This is a genomic window from Pseudomonas sp. BS3767 (assembly GCF_900099665.1).
GTDB lineage: Bacteria > Pseudomonadota > Gammaproteobacteria > Pseudomonadales > Pseudomonadaceae > Aquipseudomonas > Aquipseudomonas cerasi.
Genome location: NZ_FNCX01000001.1, coordinates 585,000 through 604,083, shown reverse-complemented (window position 1 = coordinate 604,083; position 19,084 = coordinate 585,000). Strand labels below are relative to the sequence as shown.

Sequence of the window (19,084 nt, the reverse complement as noted above, 5' to 3'; positions counted from 1 at the left end):
AGCCAAGCGGCTGATCGACGCTTATTCAAGGAAACCCTGACATGCCTTTTTCCGATTATAAAACCGCGCTGGTCACCGGCGCTTCTTCCGGCATTGGCGAGGCCGTCGTCGAGCGGCTGTGTGCCGAAGGTTTGCAGGTCCATGCGCTGGCGCGCAGTGCAGACAAGCTGGCGGCACTGGCGCAGCGCACCGGTTGTATCGCGCACGCTATCGACGTGACTGATCTGGCTGGCCTGACGGCCTTGTTTCAGGCCCATCATTTCGATGTCGTGGTCAACAATGCCGGCGTCGACCGGCCCGGCTCGCTGCTCAAGGCGGACGCTGAAGGGATCGATCTGCTGGTCGATGTGAACCTGCGCGCAGTATTGCAGATTGCCAGGCTCTCGTTGCCGGGGATGGTCGAGCGTGATTGCGGGCACATCATCAACATCAGTTCGATCGCTGCTGCCTACAACTTCGGTGGCAACTCGACGTACCACGCGACCAAGGCTGCGGTAAGCATGCTGTCCCGTCAGTTGCGCATCGATGCCTTCGGCAAGCGCGTGCGGGTCACCGAAATCTGCCCGGGGCGCGTGGCGACGGATATCTTCGCTCACGTGCATGGCGACTCCGAGGAAGTGCGCAAGCGTTTCATCGAGGGCTATGAGCTGCCGGTGGCCAAGGACATTGCCGATGCGATCGCCTATGTGATTGCCGCGCCCATCGCGGTCAACATCGGGCATATGGAAATCACCCCGACGCTGCAGGTGCCCGGCGGTCTGTCGACTGCGCGTCCGCAGGACTACGAAGGCTGAGGCTGCGTCTGCAAGGGCTGTCCCCCATCACGAGAGCGGCATCAGCCGCCATGTCATACCCGCGCCAGACCCGCTGGCGCCTTGCTTCTGCCCTGGCTGAATGTCTATGGGAACAACCATGACGAGTAAATTCGATCTTTCAGCGATCCTGCAGGGCGAGTACGCCGAGCTGATCGTCAAGGGCATAGAAACGACCCTGCAACTGGCATTCGTTGCCTGGTGTCTGGCCATGGCGGTAGCCCTGCTGCTGGTGTCGATTCGCCTGACCGGCAACAAGTACGCCGAGCGCCTGGTGGCGGGTTATGTGTCCTATCACCGCAATGTGCCGACGCTGGTGCAACTGATGCTCTGGTATTTCGGCATTCCCACGCTGCTGTCCGAAAACACACAGATCTGGCTGGCCAACTACAGCACCGAGTACCTGTTTTCGGTCATCGCCCTGGGCCTTTGCCAGGCGGCGTATTTCAGTGAAGACATTCGCAGCGGGTTACGCGCGATTCCGGCCGGGCAAGTCGAGGCGTCGCGCGCGCTGGGCCTGGGTTATGTGCGCTCGATGCGTTACGTGATCCTGCCGCAAGGGGTTCGCAACTGCCTGCCGTCGCTGATCAATCACACGGTCCTGCTGTTCAAGAACACCAGTCTGGTCATGGCCATCGGCGTGGTGGAGCTGACTTATGCCACCCGCGAAGTCGAGAACTACACCTTCCGCACCTTCGAAGCGTATCTGGTCGCAACCGTGGTCTACCTGGCCATTTCATTGATGCTGATGGGCCTGGGTGCTGTGCTGGCCCGGCAATTCAGCAAAGCCATGGCGAGGTAGGCGGCGATGTTCGATGTCTTCACGATTGTTCGCGATAACTGGACCTTGCTGCTGGTCGGTCAATACCCCCACGGTCCGATGGGCGGCCTGATTTCGACGCTGATGCTGGCGGCGCTGGCCCTGTTGCTGGCCTTTCCTCTAGGGCTGCTGTTGTCGCTGGCGCGGGTTTCGCCGTGGCGCTGGCTGCGCTACCCGGCGACGGTCTGGGTCTACGTGATGCGCGGCATTCCGCTGCTGATGGTGATTTTCTGGACCTACTTTCTGGTCCCCTTGCTGATCGGCCATAACATCACCGGTTTCACCACCATGCTCTGCACGCTGGTGGTCTATCAGAGCGCCTACCTGTGCGAAATCATCCGCGGCGCTATTCAGGCGCTGCCGACCGGTCAATACGAAGCCTCCCGCGCACTGGGCATGGGCTACCTGCGCACCACGGTCTGGGTGATCCTGCCGCAGGCGCTGTACAACGCCTTGCCGAGTCTGATCAGCCAGTTCATTTCGATCATCAAGGAAACGTCGCTGGGCTACGTGATCAACGTCCAGGAAGTGACCTTTGCTGCCAATCAGATCAATAACCAACTGCTGACCAAGCCGTTTCAGGTGTTCTTCATCCTGGCGATCACTTACTACGTGCTGTGCTACGGCCTGACCCGTCTCGCCGCCGTGGTGGAGCAGCGGATTGCCCGCAAACGTGAAGGCGATGTATCGCCTGTGCCCGTTCCCCGGCCTTTGACTACCGATAATTGAGGGTTGCCCAATGCATCCGATGATCATGTTTTCCAGGATCAATAAATGGTATGGCGAGTACCAGGCCCTGACCGATATCACCGCCGAGGTGCAGCGCGGCGAAGTGGTCGTGCTGTGCGGGCCCTCAGGCTCGGGCAAGTCGACACTGATCCGCACCGTCAATCGTCTTGAGGACGTGCAAGAAGGCCAGATTCTGTTTGACGGCCGTGACGTGAACGGCACCGACGCCAACGTCAATCGGCTGCGCAGCCGCGTGGGTTTCGTGTTCCAGAGCTTCAATCTGTTTCCGCACTTGTCGGTGCTCGACAACATCATCCTGACCCCGACCAAGGTCCGTGGCTTGAAGAGCAGTGAAGCGCGCGCCCGCGCCATGGAGTTGCTGGATCGGGTGGGGCTGGCACACAAGGCCGGTGCCTACCCCGCACAGTTGTCCGGTGGCCAGCAGCAGCGTGTGGCGATTGCTCGCGCGCTGGCGATGGAGCCGCCCGTCATGCTGTTTGACGAGCCCACCAGCGCTCTTGACCCGGAAATGGTCGGCGAGGTGCTCGGCGTCATGAAAGGCCTGGCCAAAGAGGGCATGACCATGATGTGCGTCACCCACGAGATGAATTTTGCCCGGGAAGTGGCCGACACCATCTGGTTCATGGATGCGGGGCAGATCCTCGAAAAATCCAGCCCTGAGGTGTTCTTTCAGCAACCGAGCCATCCGCGTGCCCAGCGCTTCATTGCCGACCTGCGCAGCCATTGAGCGCAGGCACTGATTTCAGCGAATCACTCAATTCATTTCCAGGAGTCTCACCATGCGTATCAAGTCTGTACTGGCTGCACTGGCGTTGTCGCCGCTGGCTGTTTCGGTGGTCCATGCTGATCAGCTCAGCGATGTGATGAGCAAGAAAAGCCTGAGCTGTGGCGTGTATGCCGACGTTCCGCCGTTCTCGGCACCGGACCCTCAAACCCGCGAACTGGTGGGCATGGACGTCGATCTTTGCAAAGCCCTGGCCAAACACATGGGCGTGGAGCTGGAACTCAAGCCACTGTCGGTCGAAGCACGTATCCCGGAAGTCAAAATGGGCCGTGTGGACGTGATTTTCGCCAACCTGGCTTACACCAAGAGCCGTGCCGACCAGATCCAGTTCAGCGACCCTTACTACATCGCCAAGGAAACACTGGTAGTCCGTGCCGCGAATGCCGATCAACCGAAATCGTTCTTCAAGGGCAAACGCATCAGTTCGACCAAAGGCTCTACCTCCGAGCAGTCGATCCGTCTGGCTGACGCGACGCCAGTGACCTTCCAGGACACCGGCTCTGCCTATATGGCACTGCAACAGAACAAGGTGGTGGGTCTGGTGACCAACACCATGACCGCAATCAAGCTGGTAGGGCAGGCCAAGGCCGGCGGCGTGGAATTGGCCATTGCCAAGGAACCGATGGCGCTTGAGCCCATCGGTGCCGGCATGCGCCAGGGCGAACCGGCCTTTCTGGCGAAGGTCAACGAATCGCTGCGCGCAATGGAAGCCGCAGGTGAGATCGACGCGATCTGGGCGCACTGGATCGGCCCGAATACCGAATACAAGATGGTTCGCGAAGACAAGGTACAAAGCCTCAGCGAATTGAAATTCGACCCGTTGCCTTGAGCAAGGGCATGAAGCCGACCAAACGGTCGGCTTCATGCCGCACGGCACCATCGCATCTTGATCAGATATTGATATTTCCTTGATGGTTTATTAATAGCCGAGGTTCAGAGTCCGACCGACAGTATCAATCGTCGGCATGACCCCGCGTGGGCGTCTCAGAGGACAAAATGTCTGATCGCTCAGGTTCGGTTTCTCCATCGGCAGTCGCTGCTTTCATCACCCGAAAGAGACGTTTCGGCGTATCCCCTGTATGGCTGGTTCCGCTGCTCGCTGCCTTGATAGGCCTGTCGCTGCTGATCAGCAGCACACTGTCGAAAGGCTCGAGAATCTTCGTCACCTTCCAGAGCGCCGAGGGGCTTGAACCTCACAAGACGAGGGTCAAGGTCAGGAATGTGGTGATTGGCGAGGTATCGGCCGTGGCCTTGAACAAGGACCGTACAGGCGTTGTGGCGACGGTGGACCTTGATGCCAGCGCCCGTGCTTTCACTGCCGAGGACTCCCTGTTCTGGGTGGTGCGCCCGCGTATAGGCGTCACCGGTGTATCGGGCTTGGATACCGTGCTTTCCGGGCCATTTATCGCGGCGGACAGCGGTACGTCCGGGCATACGAAAAAACACTTTGTCGGTCAGGAAGCTCCGCCACCCATTACCTACGGCGCAAAAGGCACGCGTTTTACCCTGCACGCCGCAGACATGGGCTCACTAGAGGTCGGGTCTCCTGTGTACTACCGACGCATTCAGGTCGGACAGATAGCGGCCTGCCATTTATCCGCAGACGGCAAGGGCGTGGATGCGGAAATTTTCATCAATGCGCCCAACGACAGTTTCGTGACCACCGACACGCGCTTCTGGAATGCCAGCGGTATTGGCATGACGGTGGATGCCGATGGTCTGAAAATAAAGACTGAATCGGTCTCGACGATACTGGCGGGAGGGGTGGCCTTCGTCGAGCCGGATTACCGTACGAATGCGCCCCGGGCCGCGGAGCATGCACGCTTCATGCTGTTTGACGATCAGCAGAAGGCGCTGTCGCCGCCCGACGGCGAACCGGGTTACATCCGTATGATATTCAGTCAGTCGCTGCGGGGGCTGGAGGTCAATTCGCCGGTCGAGTTCATGGGCATAACGCTGGGTCGAGTCGTCTCGGTAGACCTGGACTACGACGCCGCCAGCAAGTCGTTCACCAGCATCGTAGGGGCGCAGATATACCCCGACCGCCTGGGTATGGCCAATGAAAAAATCGTGAAGACGTTAGGCGTTACCGATGATGCACGTACGGCACAGTTGATAGCCGACTTCGTCAAACGAGGCCTGCGTGCGCAGCCTCGCAGCGAGAGTCTGCTGACCGGACAACTGTATATTTCCCTGGGTTTTATCGCCAACGCTGCGCCGGTGCCGTTCGATGTCAGTGCGCAGCCGTTGATAATCCCGACCGTGCCGGGGGAGCTTGAAAAGATGCAGGAGCAGGTACAGCAGATCATCGACAAGTTCAGCAACGTGCCGGTGCAGGAGATCGCCGGCAACTTCAATGGCAGCCTTGGCGAGGCGCAAAAGACGTTCAGGCTTTTCAACGCGCAGGTGATGCCTGAACTGCACGGCGTTCTGCTGCAATCCCGAAGCACACTGGACATTGCCGGTGCAGCACTCGCCGAGGACTCGCCTGTGCATCAACAGATCGACCGGACAATCGACGACGTTCAGCGCATGGCCCGCTCGGTAAGGGTCCTGACCGATTACCTGAGCCGCAACCCCGAAGCCTTGATCCGTGGCCGCACCCGTCAGGATCGACCGGGTGTCTACCAGAGGATCGCGCCTGCTCAGCAGGCCGATTAAGCCGAGCCGGACGGCTTCAGTACCTCGGTTTGACCGCCTTCCAGTCCGGCTTGTACTTTTGCATCTGCTTCACGTCATCGCGCTGCCGAATGCCACAGCTGTGATACTGGTCGTTGAGCTTGCCGAGCTGGTCATGGTCCAGTTCCAGCCCCAGGCCGGGCGCGCGGGTGATGCTGACGCAGCCGTCGACAATCGGCAGTTTGCCGCCCTTGATGACTTCCTCGTCCGGCTCCTGCCACGGGTAGTGCGTGTCGCAGGCGTAGTCCAGATTAGGCACCGACGCTGCGACGTGGGCCATGGCCATAAGGCTGATACCCAGATGCGAGTTGGAGTGCATCGACACGCCGAGGCCAAAGGTGTCACACATCTTCGCCAGTGCCTGAGTGTCGCGCAGGCCGCCCCAGTAATGGTGGTCAGCGAGTACGATTTGCACGCTGTCGAGGGCCACGCTGCGGCGGAACTCGTCGAAATCGGTTACCACCATGTTGGTTGCCAGCGGCAGACCGGTGCGTTTATGCAGCTCGGACATGCCGTCGAGGCCCGGCGTCGGGTCTTCGTAATATTGCAGATCATCGCCCAGCAGCTCTGCCATGCGAATCGAAGTCTCCAGTGACCAGTTGCCGTTGGGGTCGATGCGCAGCGGATAACCGGGGAAAGCCTTTTTCAGCGCCTTGATGCATGACACCTCGTGTTCCGGCGGCAGTGCTCCGGCCTTGAGCTTGATGCTTTTGAAACCGTAGGCTTCGATCATGCGCCGGGCCTGAGCAACGATCTGCTCTTCGCTGAGCGCTTCACCCCAGCTGTCGGGCGCGTAAGGCGCATCGGCATGCTGCGCGTATTTGAAAAACAGGTAGGCGCTGAAGGGTATCTGGTCACGAATGGCACCGCCGAGCAGGTCCACCAATGGCAGGTTCATGGAACGCGCCTGCAGGTCCAGAAACGCCACTTCGAACGCAGAATAAGCATTGCTGACCGCCTTGCTCGCGTGTGAGCCCGGCGCCAGTTCGGCACCCGCCAGGCTGGCAGGCTTATGCGCTGCCACGGTCGCCTGAACGATGCTGCGCAGCTGATTGAGGTTGAACGGGTCGAGCCCGATCAGCTGGTTCTGCACGTGTTGCTGAATCGCCAGTGCCGGGGCATCCCCGTAGCTTTCACCGAGACCGATGTAGCCGTTGTCGCTTTCCACCTCAATGATCGAGCGCAGGGCAAAGGGTTCGTGAATACCACTGGCGTTGAGCAGTGGCGGGTCGCGAAAGGCGATAGGGGTCACGGTCACACGTATGATTTTCAAAGGGCGGTCTCCCGGAGGTCAGGGTTTGAGGCTGGAAGGGGTGCCAGTAACGGCAGGGCTGAGCGCTGCAGGCCGCTCAGCCCTTGACGGGCGGCCGCGATCACCTCGTGGCGTGGTACGGGCGAAGAAGATCACCACGGCAGCCAGCAGCGATGTCGCTGCCAGTCCATACAGACCGCCTTGAATCGAACCGGTGGTCTGTTCCAGAAAGCCGAACGTGGTGGGCGCAACGAAACCGCCCAGGTTGCCGATTGAGTTGATCAGCGCAATGACCGCAGCGGCAATGCGTGCATCCAGATAGCCCTGAGGGATTGGCCAGAACAGCGCAGACGCGGCCTTGAAACCGATGGCCGCGAAGCAGATGGCGACAAAGGCGAACACCGGACCGCCGACGGTGGACATGAACATGCCGGCGGCGGCGATGACCAGGGTGACTGCCACCCAGGCCTGCTGGTGCTTGAAGCGTGCAGCCAGTGCTGCAAAGCCGTACATGGCCACGATGGAGATGATCCACGGGATCGAATTGAACAGCCCGACCTCGAAATCGCTGAAGCTGCCCATCTTGCGGATCATGCTCGGCAGCCAGAAGGTGGCGCCGTAGATGGTCAGCGCCACGGAAAAGTAGATGAAGCAGAACAGCAGGATCTGCCGGTCCGCCAGCAGGCGCAATACCGAGGGTCTGACGGTTTGTGCTGCTTCGCGCAGCCGTTGCTCTTCGGCGATGGCGGTGCTGAGCGCGGTTTTTTCTTCATCACTGAGCCAGCGTGCTTCGTGAGGATGTGATTGCAGCCAGAACCAGACGAAACCGCAGAGCACGATCGATGCGAAGCCTTCGATCAGGAACATCCATTGCCAGCCATGCAGGTTCAGGCCCTCGATGCCGAGCAGGGCGCCGGACACCGGTCCGGAGATGACCGACGCTATCGCCGAGCCGCTGAGAAACAGCGCCATGGCTTTGCCGCGGTCGCTGGAAGGCAGCCACTGGGTGAAGTAATAGATGATGCCGGGGAAGAAACCGGCTTCGGCGGCGCCGAGAATGAAGCGCAGCACGTAGAAGCTGGTTTCACCCTGAACGAATGCCATGGCCATCGCAGCCGCGCCCCAGGTAAACATGATGCGGGTCAGCCAGGCGCGGGCGCCGTAGCGCTGCAAGAGCATGTTGGAGGGGACTTCGAACAGTGCGTAACCGACAAAGAACAATCCGGCGCCCAGCCCATAAGCCGCTGCGCCGATACCCAGATCGGTTTCCAGATGGCTGCGTACAAAACCGATGTTGACCCGGTCGATGTAATTGACGATGAACATCACCACCAACAGCGGCAGCACGTGGCGTTTCACCTTGGCGGCCGCACGGGCAAGCACCGTGACGTCCGTAGTACTAGGGACGGTATTCAAGAGGCGACTCCCATTCATTGTTATTTTGGGGATGAGTCGATCATGAGGGCGTGTATTATTCCCGTCTAATCCAGTTAGTGACTTGATTGATACCGGGAGTGGATCAATGTTCGAGCTTTCTCAACTGCGTTGCTTCACCACGGTGGCAACGGAGCTGAATTTTCGCCGTGCCGCCGAACGGCTGAACATGACGCAGCCGCCGTTGAGTCGGCAGATTCAGATACTGGAGCATAATCTGGGCGTCGAGCTGTTCACCCGCAGCACCCGCAGTGTGGCCCTGACCGCGGCGGGCAGGGCTTTTTTCATCGAGGCGCAGACCCTGCTGGAGCGCGCGCAGCAGGCGGCCATTTCCGCGCGGCGCTTTGCCGAAGGTGACATCGGCTCGGTGACCATCAGTTTCGTCGGCAGCGCCGTGTACGAGTTTCTGCCCAGGGTGATCGCCGAGGCGCGCCTCAAGCAGCCGCAGGTGAAGATTTCCCTGACTGAAATGAACACCTATCAGCAGCACGAAGCACTCAGGGCGCGGCGCATTGACCTCGGTATCGTGCGAGCGCCACTGTTTCAGCCGGGGTACGAGAGCGAATGCCTGGTACGCGAGCCTTTTGTGCTGGCCGTGCCGAGCAATCATCGATTGGCGCATGCGGACTCGGTCGCGGTGGCCGATCTGGATGGCGCACCGTTCCTGATGTATTCGCATTCGGCGTACCCACCGTTCAACGAACTGCTGACCGGTATGTTTCGCTCCGCACGAGTTGCACCGGAGTATGTCCAATGGCTTGGATCGTCACTGACTATTCTGGCGCTGGTCAACGCTGGCATGGGGCTGGCACTGGTACCGCGTTGTGCGACCAATGTGGTGTTCAAGGACGTCGTGTTTCGTGACATTGACCTGGGCGAAGGCGTGCAGAGCGAGTTGCACCTGGTCTGGCGCACCGACAATGACAACCCGGCGTGCCGGATGCTGCTCGAAGCCATTCGTGCGGCCGTCAGGGCGGATGAAAATTGAAGCGAAAAACCTTGTAACGTAGTGGTATCAACTATCATTCATTCAGTCGATAGTCATCATCAAGCAAGGCAAGTTCTGTTTTTCCGGCAAAGGAGGAGGATGGCGCCATAGCCACCTGCTCCAAAGGGAGACGACGCGATGAGAATGTTCAATCTGTTGACGTTTGCTGCCGTGTTCAGCACCAGCATTATGTTCACTGCCCCCGTCAATGCTGCCGTCTCTCCGGTCTCCGAACAGTCCTGCCATTTCATGCCCGTCGTCGACAGCGCTGCCAGCCTGCAACACACTCAGTCGGTGGGGGTGCTGTACAGCGAAAATACCCTCAGCAACCTTCAGTATTTGAACAACTACCATTCGGTGGCACTCAGGAGCGGCAGCAATGGCGCACTCGATGCGCGTATCCGCAACGCATTCATCAACAGCTCGGATCCTGCGCTGGCGACCGACTGGCTGGTGGGCTCATTGAAGAAAGAGTTCGCCTCGGTAACCGTTTACAACAACCTCGATGCGCTGATGCAGGCCCGCCCGGACGTAGTGGTCATGCTCGATACTTACAACCGCCTGGTGAGCAAGCGCAACAGTCAGGTCGAAGCGCGTTTCATGGCGCGCTTCTATGACAACAACCTGCAATACATCGGCAAGGCCGAAGGTGAAGTGGTTCGGGAAATGACCTCGGTCTGGGTGCAAGGCAAGGCCGCTCCGGAGATTGCTGCACAAATCGATCAGCAGCGTGATTTGCAGGTGAATGCCTTGAAACAGTTCGACGCCTCGCTCAAGGCTCTGGTCATGCAGGCCGACCGGGCTCAGGTGGCGGCGAACTGATGGAGTGACTGCGCCAGGCTGAGAAGGCGCGGCGCAGCATTTCACACTGGCCTCAGCTATTGATGACCTGGGCGAAGTTGTTGCTGAACGCCACCTGCGAGACACCCAGCACTGACGCAATCATTCGTGAGCCGCTGCCTTGCAGCTGTATCTGACCACAATGGTTGTCCTGCGGCGTCAACTCGGTGTTGACCGACAGAAACTGCTCATCGATTTTTGTCGCTGCAATACCACCTGCCATCAGCATGGTCGCCAGCGGATCGAAGATCGGCACGGGAAGCCCTTCGGCGTGTGTTCCGGATTTGTGTTCGAGCACTTGTTTGACCAGTGTGGCGACAGGGTCGGTGGCGGTGATCAATTGCCAATAGCTGGCGTCGAGGATGATCTGGTTGCAGACATCCAGCGGCACCAGCGTCAACGGCAGGCTCGACTGGAAAACAGTGTTGGCGGCGACAGGGTCGACGAACACATTCCATTCTGCATAGTGGTTGCTGCTGTAGGCCTCTCCCTGATCCCATGCCTTTTGCGCGTTGTTCAATGCCGCGACGTTGCCGTCGACGTAAACCGCGCCGGCCATGGCGACGATCTGCTCGACCATTTTGAAGTCGGCTGGCTGGCTGCTCAACGAAAGCATCTTCGCGATGTTGGTAAAGCCCCCCAGCGACAGCACTGTGATGGGGTCCTGGCTGTTTTTTACCGTCTGATACATGAACTCCCAGGCGGGCAGGCTCGACAGTTCCGGTAGCGTGGCAGGGTTCAGTGTCCCGAGCAGCCCCATGATGTCGTTCATGTCGTTTTTGAAGGGTTGCGGAAAGCGGTTGTCGTACTCAAGTGGCTGATCGGTACCCTTTGCCACGACGGTGCCGAGTCGATTGCCGATGCCCAGCAAATGCTGCGCGATGATCACGCCCCAGCCGAGGTCTGTTTCGCCGCATCCGGTCACTGTAATGCCGAGGATGTCGATGTCCTGTCGTTTCATCAGGTAGGCGATCGACAGTACGTCATCCCAGCCCATGTCCGTATCGATAATGACTTTCCTGTTCACGGTAACGCTCCTTGCCTGTAGGGGACGATTGAAAAGAAGGTGTGCAAGCGCCGCTGACTTATGCGAAGGCACGCGGAAAAAAGGTTGCCAACAGGTTATTTCAATTAAACCGATGCACGGCTCGGTTTTACCGTAAAGAATTAATCACATCCGCCGAGAGCCTGACAAGCGAGCCGACAATTAGCTGTCCGGTTCGCATGATGAGCAGCAAGCCACGTGTGCTTTGACTGTGGTAACAGAGAAGCCTTGCGATGCTGAAAAAACTACCGGGTGCCTTGCGTGCCCTGATGTCTGTGCCTGCTGATAACCCCAGGTTGTTGCAGGCCCAATACGTTGCGTTGTCCCGGCAACTGCCGTTGATGTACTTTGTGCTGCTGGTCAATACCTGGGCGTTGGCGTTCACCCATTGGCGAACCGCTCCGGTGTGGCTGACGCTGCTGGTCCCGGCGCTGCTTACGGTTATCTGTGCCGTCCGTGCACGCAAATGGTTGCGCACGGTAAACCGGCCGCCACCCGCTCCGGCGATCATTCTGGCCACGCTGCGTGGTACACATGGCCTGGCAGGCGTGATAGCGGCCGGGTTTGCCGCCTGGTCGCTATCGCTCTACCCATACGGCGATGCCTACTCCCAGGCGCATGTCGCGTTTTTCATGGGGATTACGGTGATCGTCTGCATCTTCTGCATGATGCACTTGCGGCCTGCAGCGCTGACCACCGCCCTGGTCGTCAACACCGCCTTCGTCATTTTCTTCGCCTCGACGTACAACGTTACCTTTATCGCCACAGCGGTGAATATCGTGCTGGTGTCGATCGGCATGCTGATCATTCTTCATTACCAGTACCGCGATTTCACCAGCCTGGTGAATGTGCAGGTAAAGACCGAGCAACTGAGTAACGAGAATCTGCTGCTGGCCAATCAGGACAGCCTGACGGGCCTGCCCAATCGTCGCCAGTTCTTTCAGACTCTGGATGCCGCGATGACCGAGGCAATGGCGCAGCGCAGCGGCCTGGCAGTGGGGGTATTGGACCTGGACGGGTTCAAGCCGGTCAATGACCTCTATGGTCACCGCATCGGCGATCGTTTGCTGATGCTGGTGGCTGAACGCCTGACCAGCGCCTCGAGTGACAAGGTGCATGTGTCGCGACTGGGCGGTGACGAGTTCGCGCTGGTGATCAAGGGTGACATGGACAGTGACGCGTTGCTGGCGTTTGGCAAACACCTGTGTGACCTCATGCACGAAAGCTTCGAACTGTCGGACATGCCGATCCAGATTGGCGCGACACTGGGCCTGGCGACGTACCCGGCCACGGCGGATAATGCGACCCAGCTGTTCGAGTTTGCCGATTACGCGCTGTATCAAGGCAAGAACCATAACCCCGGAACCACCTGCCTGTTCTCCGCCAGCCACCGTGAGCAATTGCATGCCGACGGCGTTACCGAACAGGCCTTGCGGCGCGCCAATCTGGAAACCGAGTTCCACGTATCGTTTCAGCCGATCATTGAGAGCTGCACGCGCGAAACGGTGGCTTTCGAGGCACTGGCGCGCTGGAACAGCCCGGAACTGGGGTCTGTTTCGCCGGCGCATTTCATTCCGATCGCCGAGCGCATCGGCATGATCAACAAGCTCACCGTGCCCTTGTTGACCCAGGCGCTTGGCATGGCCCTTTCGTGGCCCGCGCCTATCAGGCTGTCGTTCAATCTGTCCGCGCACGACTGTGCGACCTGGGAAAGTGTCAGCAGAATTGTCGAGATCATCGAACACAGCGGCTTCGATGCGTCGCGGCTCGATCTGGAAATCACCGAAACGGCGGTCATGCAGGATATTGCTCAGGTGCAGCAGGCCATTACCCAGTTCCGCAAGCTGGGTTGCGGTATCTCGCTGGATGACTTCGGCACCGGATTCTCCAGCCTCAGTCAGTTGCACGCGCTGGCGCTGACCAAGCTGAAGATCGACCGCAGTTTTGTCACCGGCGTGCACCACAACCCGGCCAGTTACAAGATCGTCAAATCGCTGGTTGCCTTGAGTCTGGACATGTCTCTGGGCTGCGTGATCGAAGGCGTTGAAACACAGGATGAGCTGAATGCACTGACCACCCTGGGTTGTACGATGGTGCAGGGCTACTTCTACAGCCCGCCGATCAGTTTTGCAGAAACGCTGGCCTGGATTGAAATACCCGATGAAGAGCGCACCTTCGGCTACGCAGCATCGTGCCCTCTCTGATCGATTGCATGTGGGCGATTCTCTCGGGCGTGCGTGGGGTAAGATGCGTTTTTTGATCCCCACGGAAGCCTTTTGATGAGCAAACCCGGGCAGACCGTCCTTGTTGCGTTGCGCAAGATGATTGCATCAGGCGAGCTGGCTGCCGGCGAGCGTCTGATGGAGGTGCCGACTGCCGAGCTGTTCGGCGTTTCGCGCATGCCGGTGCGCATGGCGTTCCGGACGCTGGAGCAGGAGGGGCTGCTGGTGCCCTTTGGCGGGCGTGGTTTTCAGGTGCGCTCGATCAGCCCGATGGAAATCGCCGGCGCGGTGGATGTCCGCGGTGTCCTTGAGGGGCTTGCCGCGCGGCAGATGGCCGAGCGCGGCCTGACCCAGGAGGCGCGCGACGAGCTGGAGGCCTGTCTGGTACAGGGTGACGCGCTGTTCGAGAAGGGCCATGTCACTGAAGATGACCTTGAGGTCTATCACGACATGAACATGCGCCTGCATCGCGTGATCGTCGAGGGCAGCGGCAATCGCGCCATTGCCGATGCACTGTCACGCAACGACCATCTGCCTTTTGCCTCGGTAACCGCGCTGGCCGTGGATCGCGACAACCTGATTCGCGAATACCGGCGGTTCAATTTCGCCCACATGCAGCATCACGCCGTCGTGGATGCGCTGGTGAATGGGCAGGGCGCTCGCGCCGAGGCCATCATGCGCGAGCATGCCAATGCCACCTTGCGCTATGCAGAAATCTTCGGCACCGGGCAGAACGAGCGCATGAAAGTCATTCAGCGCCCGGACTGATCAGATGTCGAGCACCAGCACGGGCGTCTTGGAACGTGAGCAGCAGGGCGTGAACTGATCGTTGAGCGCCTGCTCGTCTTCGGTCAGAAACAGATCACGATGATCCGGAATGCCTTTCAACACCCGCGTCAGGCAGGTGCCACACACACCTTGCTCACACGACAGCGGAATATCGATACCATGGCTTTCGAGCACCTGAGCGACCGTTTTATTGGCCGGAATGGCGATGACCTGGCCGGTACTGGCAATCTCGATTGAAAAACTGCCATCGTTGCTGGTGTCGACCGGCTCTGCGGAGAAGTACTCGCGGTGCAGAGTGTCCTCGGACCAGCCAGCGGCCCGCGCGCTGTCGAGGATGTATTGCATGAAACCGCCCGGCCCGCACACGTACAGGTGGGTATCGGGCTGTGGGCGGGCGAGTACTTTGCCAGCCTCCAGCGCGGTGTCCGGCTGTTCATCGAAGTGCAGCGTGATGCGCTCGGCAAATGCCGAATGCTTCAGGCGTTCGATGAAGGCGCCGCGTTCGGCGGAACGCATGCAGTAATGCAGCTCGAAATCGGCAGCCTCCAGCGCAAGTTGTTCGGCCATGCAGAGGATGGGTGTGATGCCAATACCGCCGGCGAACAGCAGAGTGCGTCGGCTGTTTTCAGCCAGCGGGAACAGGTTGCGCGGTTCACTGATGCGCAACTGTGCGCCAGTCTGAATCTGTTGATGCAGGCTACGCGAGCCACCACGCGAAGCCGGGTCGTTGAGGACGCCAATCAGGTAGCGGTGACGCTCGTTCGGGGCATTGCACAGCGAGTACTGACGAATCAGCCCGTCAGGCAGGTGTACGTCAATGTGCGCGCCTGCGGTGAACGGCGGCAACAGCGCTCCGTCTGCCCGCACCAGTTCAAAGCTGCAGATGTCCAGCGCTTCATCGTTGCGTGATAACACCTTCACGTCGATCATGTCAGGTCCTCGGGTGACCGCGGCACGGGTCACTTCTGATTGTTTTCTTGGTGTTTCGACGGGCAATGGCCGGTCATTTCGTCGCCATCACGGGAATCTGCTCGCCGCGACCGGCCTGCTCGGCAGCGATCAGGCGCTCCAGGATCTTGCGTGACTGCACGCCACCGGCGTCGATATTGAGCTTGAGCAGGCTGCGATGCGGGTGCTTGAGCAGGTTCTGTTGCTGGCGTTCAAGCATTTCCAGATCTTCGGTGAAGATCTTGCCCTGGCCTTCACGGATGCTGGCGGTCAGCTCTGCATCAGCGGGATTGAAGTTGCGCGCCATGCCCCAGAAGTACCAGATGGAGGTGTCGGTCTCGGGGGTGATGAAGTCGACGACGATGCTCGACGCCTTGAACTCTTTGGGCGCGTGATAGCCGCCTTTGCCTGCATGGGCTACGCCGACTTCGATCAGCACATGGCTGGGCGGCGTGAAGCGGCAGATCTGCCAGCGATCGACCGGCACGTCATCGGCCAGGTTGTTGCCACGCAGTGCCATCTGCCAGAACGGCGGCGGCATGATGTTTTCCATGTGCCGGGCGGTGACCACTTCCTCGCCTTCGACCGTTGTGACGGGCGCTGCCTCGTCGATTTCCTTCTGGCCGATGCTTGACGCATGCACATAGGTTTCGTGGGTGAGGTCCATCAGGTTGTCGATCATCAGGCGGTAATCGCACTGGATATGAAACAGCCCGCCGCCGTAGGCCCAGTCGTCGCTGACTGCCCATTCCAGATGGTGGATGAGTGCCGGGTCGGCCTTTTCCCGGTCACCGGGCCAGACCCAGATGAAGCCGTAGCGCTCGACCGCCGCGAAGGTCTTGTTGCAAGGGAAGCCGCGAACACGCTGGCCGGGCATTGAAACAGTCTTGCCGTCGCCGCCCATGACCAGTCCGTGATAACCACACACCAGCTGGCCGTTCTCGACATAACCCAGCGAGAGCGGGGCGCCGCGATGCGGGCAGAAGTCTTCGACGGCAATGACCTGCTGGTCCTGGTCGCGATAGAACACCATCTTTTCGTTGCAGATCTGCCGCCCCAGAGGCTTGTCGGCGACTTCATCCGCTGTACAGGCGACGTACCACGCATTTTTCGGGTGCATGATGGTTCTCCACGGTTCGATTATTGATCTTATGGATCCACAGAATGAATCATGTTGTTTCCTCGCGATTATTAATGCCACAGGATCGAGATTAATCCAATGATTAATTTAGTTAACTATTATTTAATGGATCCACAGAGATTGATCAGCCGGGGCTGGATACCAGCAGCGCCGCTCGCAGGCGCGGCGCGAGTGCTTCCAGCAGGGTCTGCACAGAACGCAGGGCGCGGCAGTCGGGGCGGGTCAGCAGCCACAGGTCAGTGCGGCATCCTTCCAGAGGGCCGCTCAGGCGTTCGACCGCACCCAGGCCCTCGACCGTGAAACCGGTCAGCGCCGCCACGCCCAGGCCGGCAGCGACCAACTGCGAGACAGCCGACATGTTGCTGCAGCGGTAGCTCGGTAATACCCCTGGAAACGCCTGTTTGCGCCAGATCACCGAGGTGTGGTCGGGCATCGAGTCGTCCGGGCTGATCCAGGGGATCGAGGCAGGGTTTTGCGTCAGGGCCTCGCGGTATTCCGGGCGACCGCAGACAAAGTAGTCGGCACTGCCCAGGCAGCGCCCGATCAGGTGCTCGGGAGGCGTATTGGTCAGGCGCAGGGCGATGTCGGCATCGCGACGGCTGAGGTTGGCAAAGGCGTTGGAGGTGGCCAGCTCCAGCGTAAGGGCAGGGTACTGCGGCATGAAGTCTGCCAGCGCGGGCAACAGCAGGCTGTGCAGTACCGCATCGGTACAGGTCAGGCGCACCGTGCCGCTGACGACTTGTTCGCCCTGCTGCAAAGCGATGCGCGCAGCGGCAAGCGCCTGTTCGGCACGCTCGGCCTGTTCGGCCATGGCCTGAGCGGTATCGGTCGGTACGTACCCGCGCCGGTTCTTTTCAAACAGCGCGGCACCAAGGGCGGCTTCCAGACGACGGATCGAGCGAAACACGGTCGATACATCAACCTGCAACAGGTCGGCGGCACGGGCGAGGGTGCGGCCGCGAACCAGGGCGAGCACCAATGAAAGGTCGGCGTGGGTGATTTCATATTGCATTGGTGCATTGTTCCTTTGCCTGAATGCCTATGTTTGTTGCGCGGATGACTATCCTAGACTGGTTTCATTCCCGCTGGATAGCGTCCGGTAATCGGCGCTGACCACTCAGACTTCATACAGGATTCAACCTATGTCGCGACCTCCCTTGATTGGTGTCACCGCCTGCCGTCAGCAGTTGGGCAAGTACTCTTCTCACACCGCAGGCGACAAGTACGTCGAGGCCGCAGCCTTCGCGGGCATGCCGGTAATCCTGCCTGCGCTCGAGGTGCCCACCGAGCCTGCGCAACTGCTTGCGTCACTGGATGGCCTGTTGTTTACCGGCTCGCCGTCCAACGTCGAGCCGCGTCACTACAATGGGCCGGCGAGCGTGGAGGGCACCGCCCATGACGTCTTCCGGGATCGCACAACTTTGCCATTGCTCAGGGCTGCCATTGCTAAGGGGGTGCCGGTGTTGTGCATTTGCCGCGGCTTTCAGGAGCTGAATGTCGCGCTGGGCGGCAGCCTGCATCAGCGGGTCCAGGAGCTGCCCGGCTATCTGGATCATCGCGAGCCGCAAAGCGAGGTGCTGGCGGTGCAGTACGCGCCAAAGCATGCCGTGCAGGTACAGCCTGGCGGTTTGCTCGACTCGCTGGGGCTGGCACCGGGGTTCGAGGTCAACAGCCTGCACAGTCAGGGTATCGATCGCATGGCGTCGGACCTGCGCGCGGAAGCATTGGCCCCCGACGGTCTGGTCGAAGCGGTGTCCATGCCTGGTGCGCCAGGCTTTGTGCTGGGCGTGCAGTGGCACCCGGAATGGGCGTTCATGGACAACCCCGTGTCGCTCAGCCTGTTCAAGGCCTTTCGCGAGGCCTGCCAGAGGTATGCGCGCAGCAGTCGCTAGAGCGATGAGCTGCTGAGTGTTGTGGGCAAACGTGATTTAATATCCGGCTTGATGGCTTCGGGTGATGGACGATCCATTGCACCGGGGCGCTGCCTCATTCACCGGATATCTTTCACATAAGGCCACTATGGATACGGGAGCACGACTCAAACTGGTGCGTGAAAGCTACAAGCTGTCACAGCGTGAGCTCGCCAGACGCAGTGGTGTGACCAATGCCACGATTTCCCTCATCGAACAAAATCGTGTCAGTCCTTCCATCAGCTCGCTGAAAAAGCTGCTTGAAGGGATTCCCATGACGCTGGCGGATTTTTTCACGTTCGATCAGCCTCCCGGGCAGGATCAGTACGTGTTTCGAGCCGGTGATCAACCCGACCTGGGGCGCAACGGTGCCCGCCTGCTGCTGGTCGGCGCGACGTTGCCAAGCCGGCAGATGCGGTTTCTGCGTGAGCAATACGCGCCGGGCGCCGACTCGGGCGATGAACCCATCGTCCACAGCGAAGGTGAGGAGTGCGGTCTGGTGACGCGCGGCACCGTGGAGCTGACCATCGATGGGCAGGTCAACATTCTCGGTCCGGGTGACGGCTATTACTTCCCGACCACCTTGCCGCATCGCTTCCGCAACATCGGCCAGGACGAAGCGGAGATCATCAGCGCCAACACCCCGGCCAACTTCTAGGTGCCGATAGCC

At 59.8% G+C, this 19,084-nt stretch carries 18 protein-coding genes; 12 read left to right on the top strand and 6 right to left on the bottom strand.

What is annotated here, in order from left to right; all coding sequences use genetic code 11:
* Positions 1-41: 41 nt before the first annotated feature.
* The 6 genes from BLR16_RS02005 to BLR16_RS01980 all read left to right on the top strand — a co-directional run bounded on the left by BLR16_RS02005 (position 42) and on the right by BLR16_RS01980 (position 5,827).
* On the top strand, positions 42-794 hold the full coding sequence (locus BLR16_RS02005) for an SDR family oxidoreductase (RefSeq protein ID WP_003370854.1): 753 nt from the start codon (positions 42-44) through the stop codon (positions 792-794).
* 118 nt (positions 795-912) lie between these two features.
* Positions 913-1,614, top strand: coding sequence for an amino acid ABC transporter permease (locus tag BLR16_RS02000; RefSeq protein WP_003370856.1), 702 nt, complete (start codon positions 913-915; stop codon positions 1,612-1,614).
* Positions 1,615-1,620: 6 nt separating this feature from the next.
* A complete protein-coding gene (locus BLR16_RS01995) occupies positions 1,621-2,361 on the top strand; it encodes an amino acid ABC transporter permease (RefSeq protein ID WP_003435366.1) in 741 nt (246 codons plus the stop codon).
* Between the two features lie 19 nt (positions 2,362-2,380).
* Positions 2,381-3,109: an amino acid ABC transporter ATP-binding protein gene (locus BLR16_RS01990; protein ID WP_170846033.1), complete on the top strand. Its 729-nt coding sequence runs from the start codon at positions 2,381-2,383 to the stop codon at positions 3,107-3,109.
* 52 nt (positions 3,110-3,161) lie between these two features.
* Positions 3,162-3,995, top strand: coding sequence for an ABC transporter substrate-binding protein (locus BLR16_RS01985; protein ID WP_058396896.1), 834 nt, complete (start codon positions 3,162-3,164; stop codon positions 3,993-3,995).
* A 167-nt stretch (positions 3,996-4,162) separates the two neighbouring features.
* Positions 4,163-5,827, top strand: coding sequence for a PqiB family protein (locus tag BLR16_RS01980; protein ID WP_074806543.1), 1,665 nt, complete (start codon positions 4,163-4,165; stop codon positions 5,825-5,827).
* 16 nt (positions 5,828-5,843) lie between these two features.
* On the opposite strand, the gene BLR16_RS01975 is transcribed toward BLR16_RS01980, so the two are convergent.
* On the bottom strand, positions 5,844-7,118 hold the full coding sequence (locus BLR16_RS01975; protein ID WP_046719380.1) for a glucarate dehydratase family protein: 1,275 nt from the start codon (positions 7,116-7,118) through the stop codon (positions 5,844-5,846).
* Between the two features lie 18 nt (positions 7,119-7,136).
* Positions 7,137-8,480 (bottom strand): MFS transporter, encoded by a 1,344-nt coding sequence (locus BLR16_RS01970; protein WP_170846034.1) that lies wholly within the window; start codon positions 8,478-8,480, stop codon positions 7,137-7,139.
* A 139-nt stretch (positions 8,481-8,619) separates the two neighbouring features.
* Here BLR16_RS01970 and BLR16_RS01965 point away from each other — a divergent pair, with 139 nt between their 5' ends.
* Positions 8,620-9,519 carry a LysR family transcriptional regulator gene (locus BLR16_RS01965; RefSeq protein ID WP_003370874.1) on the top strand — a complete coding sequence of 300 codons (900 nt, stop codon included), beginning with the start codon at positions 8,620-8,622 and terminating at the stop codon, positions 9,517-9,519.
* A 138-nt stretch (positions 9,520-9,657) separates the two neighbouring features.
* Positions 9,658-10,341 carry a hypothetical protein gene (locus BLR16_RS01960; protein WP_003370876.1) on the top strand — a complete coding sequence of 228 codons (684 nt, stop codon included), beginning with the start codon at positions 9,658-9,660 and terminating at the stop codon, positions 10,339-10,341.
* Positions 10,342-10,393: 52 nt separating this feature from the next.
* Here BLR16_RS01960 and BLR16_RS01955 read toward each other — a convergent pair whose 3' ends face one another.
* Positions 10,394-11,386 (bottom strand): nucleoside hydrolase, encoded by a 993-nt coding sequence (locus BLR16_RS01955; RefSeq protein ID WP_003435353.1) that lies wholly within the window; start codon positions 11,384-11,386, stop codon positions 10,394-10,396.
* A 251-nt stretch (positions 11,387-11,637) separates the two neighbouring features.
* Between BLR16_RS01955 and BLR16_RS01950 the strand changes: the two genes are divergently transcribed.
* On the top strand, positions 11,638-13,608 hold the full coding sequence (locus BLR16_RS01950; RefSeq protein ID WP_003435351.1) for a putative bifunctional diguanylate cyclase/phosphodiesterase: 1,971 nt from the start codon (positions 11,638-11,640) through the stop codon (positions 13,606-13,608).
* A gap of 75 nt (positions 13,609-13,683) precedes the next feature.
* Entirely contained in the window at positions 13,684-14,394 is a 711-nt protein-coding gene (locus BLR16_RS01945) for a GntR family transcriptional regulator (protein ID WP_003435349.1), read from the top strand.
* Here BLR16_RS01945 and BLR16_RS01940 read toward each other — a convergent pair whose 3' ends face one another.
* The 3 genes from BLR16_RS01940 to BLR16_RS01930 all read right to left on the bottom strand — a co-directional run bounded on the left by BLR16_RS01940 (position 14,395) and on the right by BLR16_RS01930 (position 17,516).
* Positions 14,395-15,345, bottom strand: coding sequence for a PDR/VanB family oxidoreductase (locus BLR16_RS01940; RefSeq protein WP_060707819.1), 951 nt, complete (start codon positions 15,343-15,345; stop codon positions 14,395-14,397).
* Between the two features lie 73 nt (positions 15,346-15,418).
* Positions 15,419-16,483 (bottom strand): aromatic ring-hydroxylating oxygenase subunit alpha, encoded by a 1,065-nt coding sequence (locus BLR16_RS01935; RefSeq protein ID WP_074806446.1) that lies wholly within the window; start codon positions 16,481-16,483, stop codon positions 15,419-15,421.
* A gap of 145 nt (positions 16,484-16,628) precedes the next feature.
* Entirely contained in the window at positions 16,629-17,516 is an 888-nt protein-coding gene (locus BLR16_RS01930; protein WP_058416498.1) for a LysR family transcriptional regulator, read from the bottom strand.
* Between the two features lie 130 nt (positions 17,517-17,646).
* Between BLR16_RS01930 and BLR16_RS01925 the strand changes: the two genes are divergently transcribed.
* Positions 17,647-18,396, top strand: a complete 750-nt coding sequence (locus BLR16_RS01925) for a gamma-glutamyl-gamma-aminobutyrate hydrolase family protein (protein ID WP_074806449.1) — start codon at positions 17,647-17,649, stop codon at positions 18,394-18,396.
* Positions 18,397-18,523: 127 nt separating this feature from the next.
* Positions 18,524-19,072, top strand: a complete 549-nt coding sequence (locus BLR16_RS01920; protein WP_003344936.1) for a cupin domain-containing protein — start codon at positions 18,524-18,526, stop codon at positions 19,070-19,072.
* Positions 19,073-19,084 lie beyond the last annotated feature (12 nt).

Excerpts from the sequence above, each read along its gene's own strand:
- BLR16_RS02005 (WP_003370854.1), top strand. The coding sequence starts at position 42 with ATGCCTTTTTCCGATTATAAAACCGCGCTGGTCACCGGCGCTTCTTCC.
- BLR16_RS02000 (WP_003370856.1), top strand. The coding sequence starts at position 913 with ATGACGAGTAAATTCGATCTTTCAGCGATCCTGCAGGGCGAGTACGCC.
- BLR16_RS01995 (WP_003435366.1), top strand. The coding sequence starts at position 1,621 with ATGTTCGATGTCTTCACGATTGTTCGCGATAACTGGACCTTGCTGCTG.
- BLR16_RS01990 (WP_170846033.1), top strand. The coding sequence starts at position 2,381 with ATGATCATGTTTTCCAGGATCAATAAATGGTATGGCGAGTACCAGGCC.
- BLR16_RS01985 (WP_058396896.1), top strand. The coding sequence starts at position 3,162 with ATGCGTATCAAGTCTGTACTGGCTGCACTGGCGTTGTCGCCGCTGGCT.
- BLR16_RS01980 (WP_074806543.1), top strand. The coding sequence starts at position 4,163 with ATGTCTGATCGCTCAGGTTCGGTTTCTCCATCGGCAGTCGCTGCTTTC.
- BLR16_RS01965 (WP_003370874.1), top strand. The coding sequence starts at position 8,620 with ATGTTCGAGCTTTCTCAACTGCGTTGCTTCACCACGGTGGCAACGGAG.
- BLR16_RS01960 (WP_003370876.1), top strand. The coding sequence starts at position 9,658 with ATGAGAATGTTCAATCTGTTGACGTTTGCTGCCGTGTTCAGCACCAGC.
- BLR16_RS01950 (WP_003435351.1), top strand. The coding sequence starts at position 11,638 with ATGCTGAAAAAACTACCGGGTGCCTTGCGTGCCCTGATGTCTGTGCCT.
- BLR16_RS01945 (WP_003435349.1), top strand. The coding sequence starts at position 13,684 with ATGAGCAAACCCGGGCAGACCGTCCTTGTTGCGTTGCGCAAGATGATT.
- BLR16_RS01940 (WP_060707819.1), bottom strand. The coding sequence starts at position 15,345 with ATGATCGACGTGAAGGTGTTATCACGCAACGATGAAGCGCTGGACATC.
- BLR16_RS01935 (WP_074806446.1), bottom strand. The coding sequence starts at position 16,483 with ATGCACCCGAAAAATGCGTGGTACGTCGCCTGTACAGCGGATGAAGTC.
- BLR16_RS01930 (WP_058416498.1), bottom strand. The coding sequence starts at position 17,516 with ATGCAATATGAAATCACCCACGCCGACCTTTCATTGGTGCTCGCCCTG.
- BLR16_RS01925 (WP_074806449.1), top strand. The coding sequence starts at position 17,647 with ATGTCGCGACCTCCCTTGATTGGTGTCACCGCCTGCCGTCAGCAGTTG.
- BLR16_RS01920 (WP_003344936.1), top strand. The coding sequence starts at position 18,524 with ATGGATACGGGAGCACGACTCAAACTGGTGCGTGAAAGCTACAAGCTG.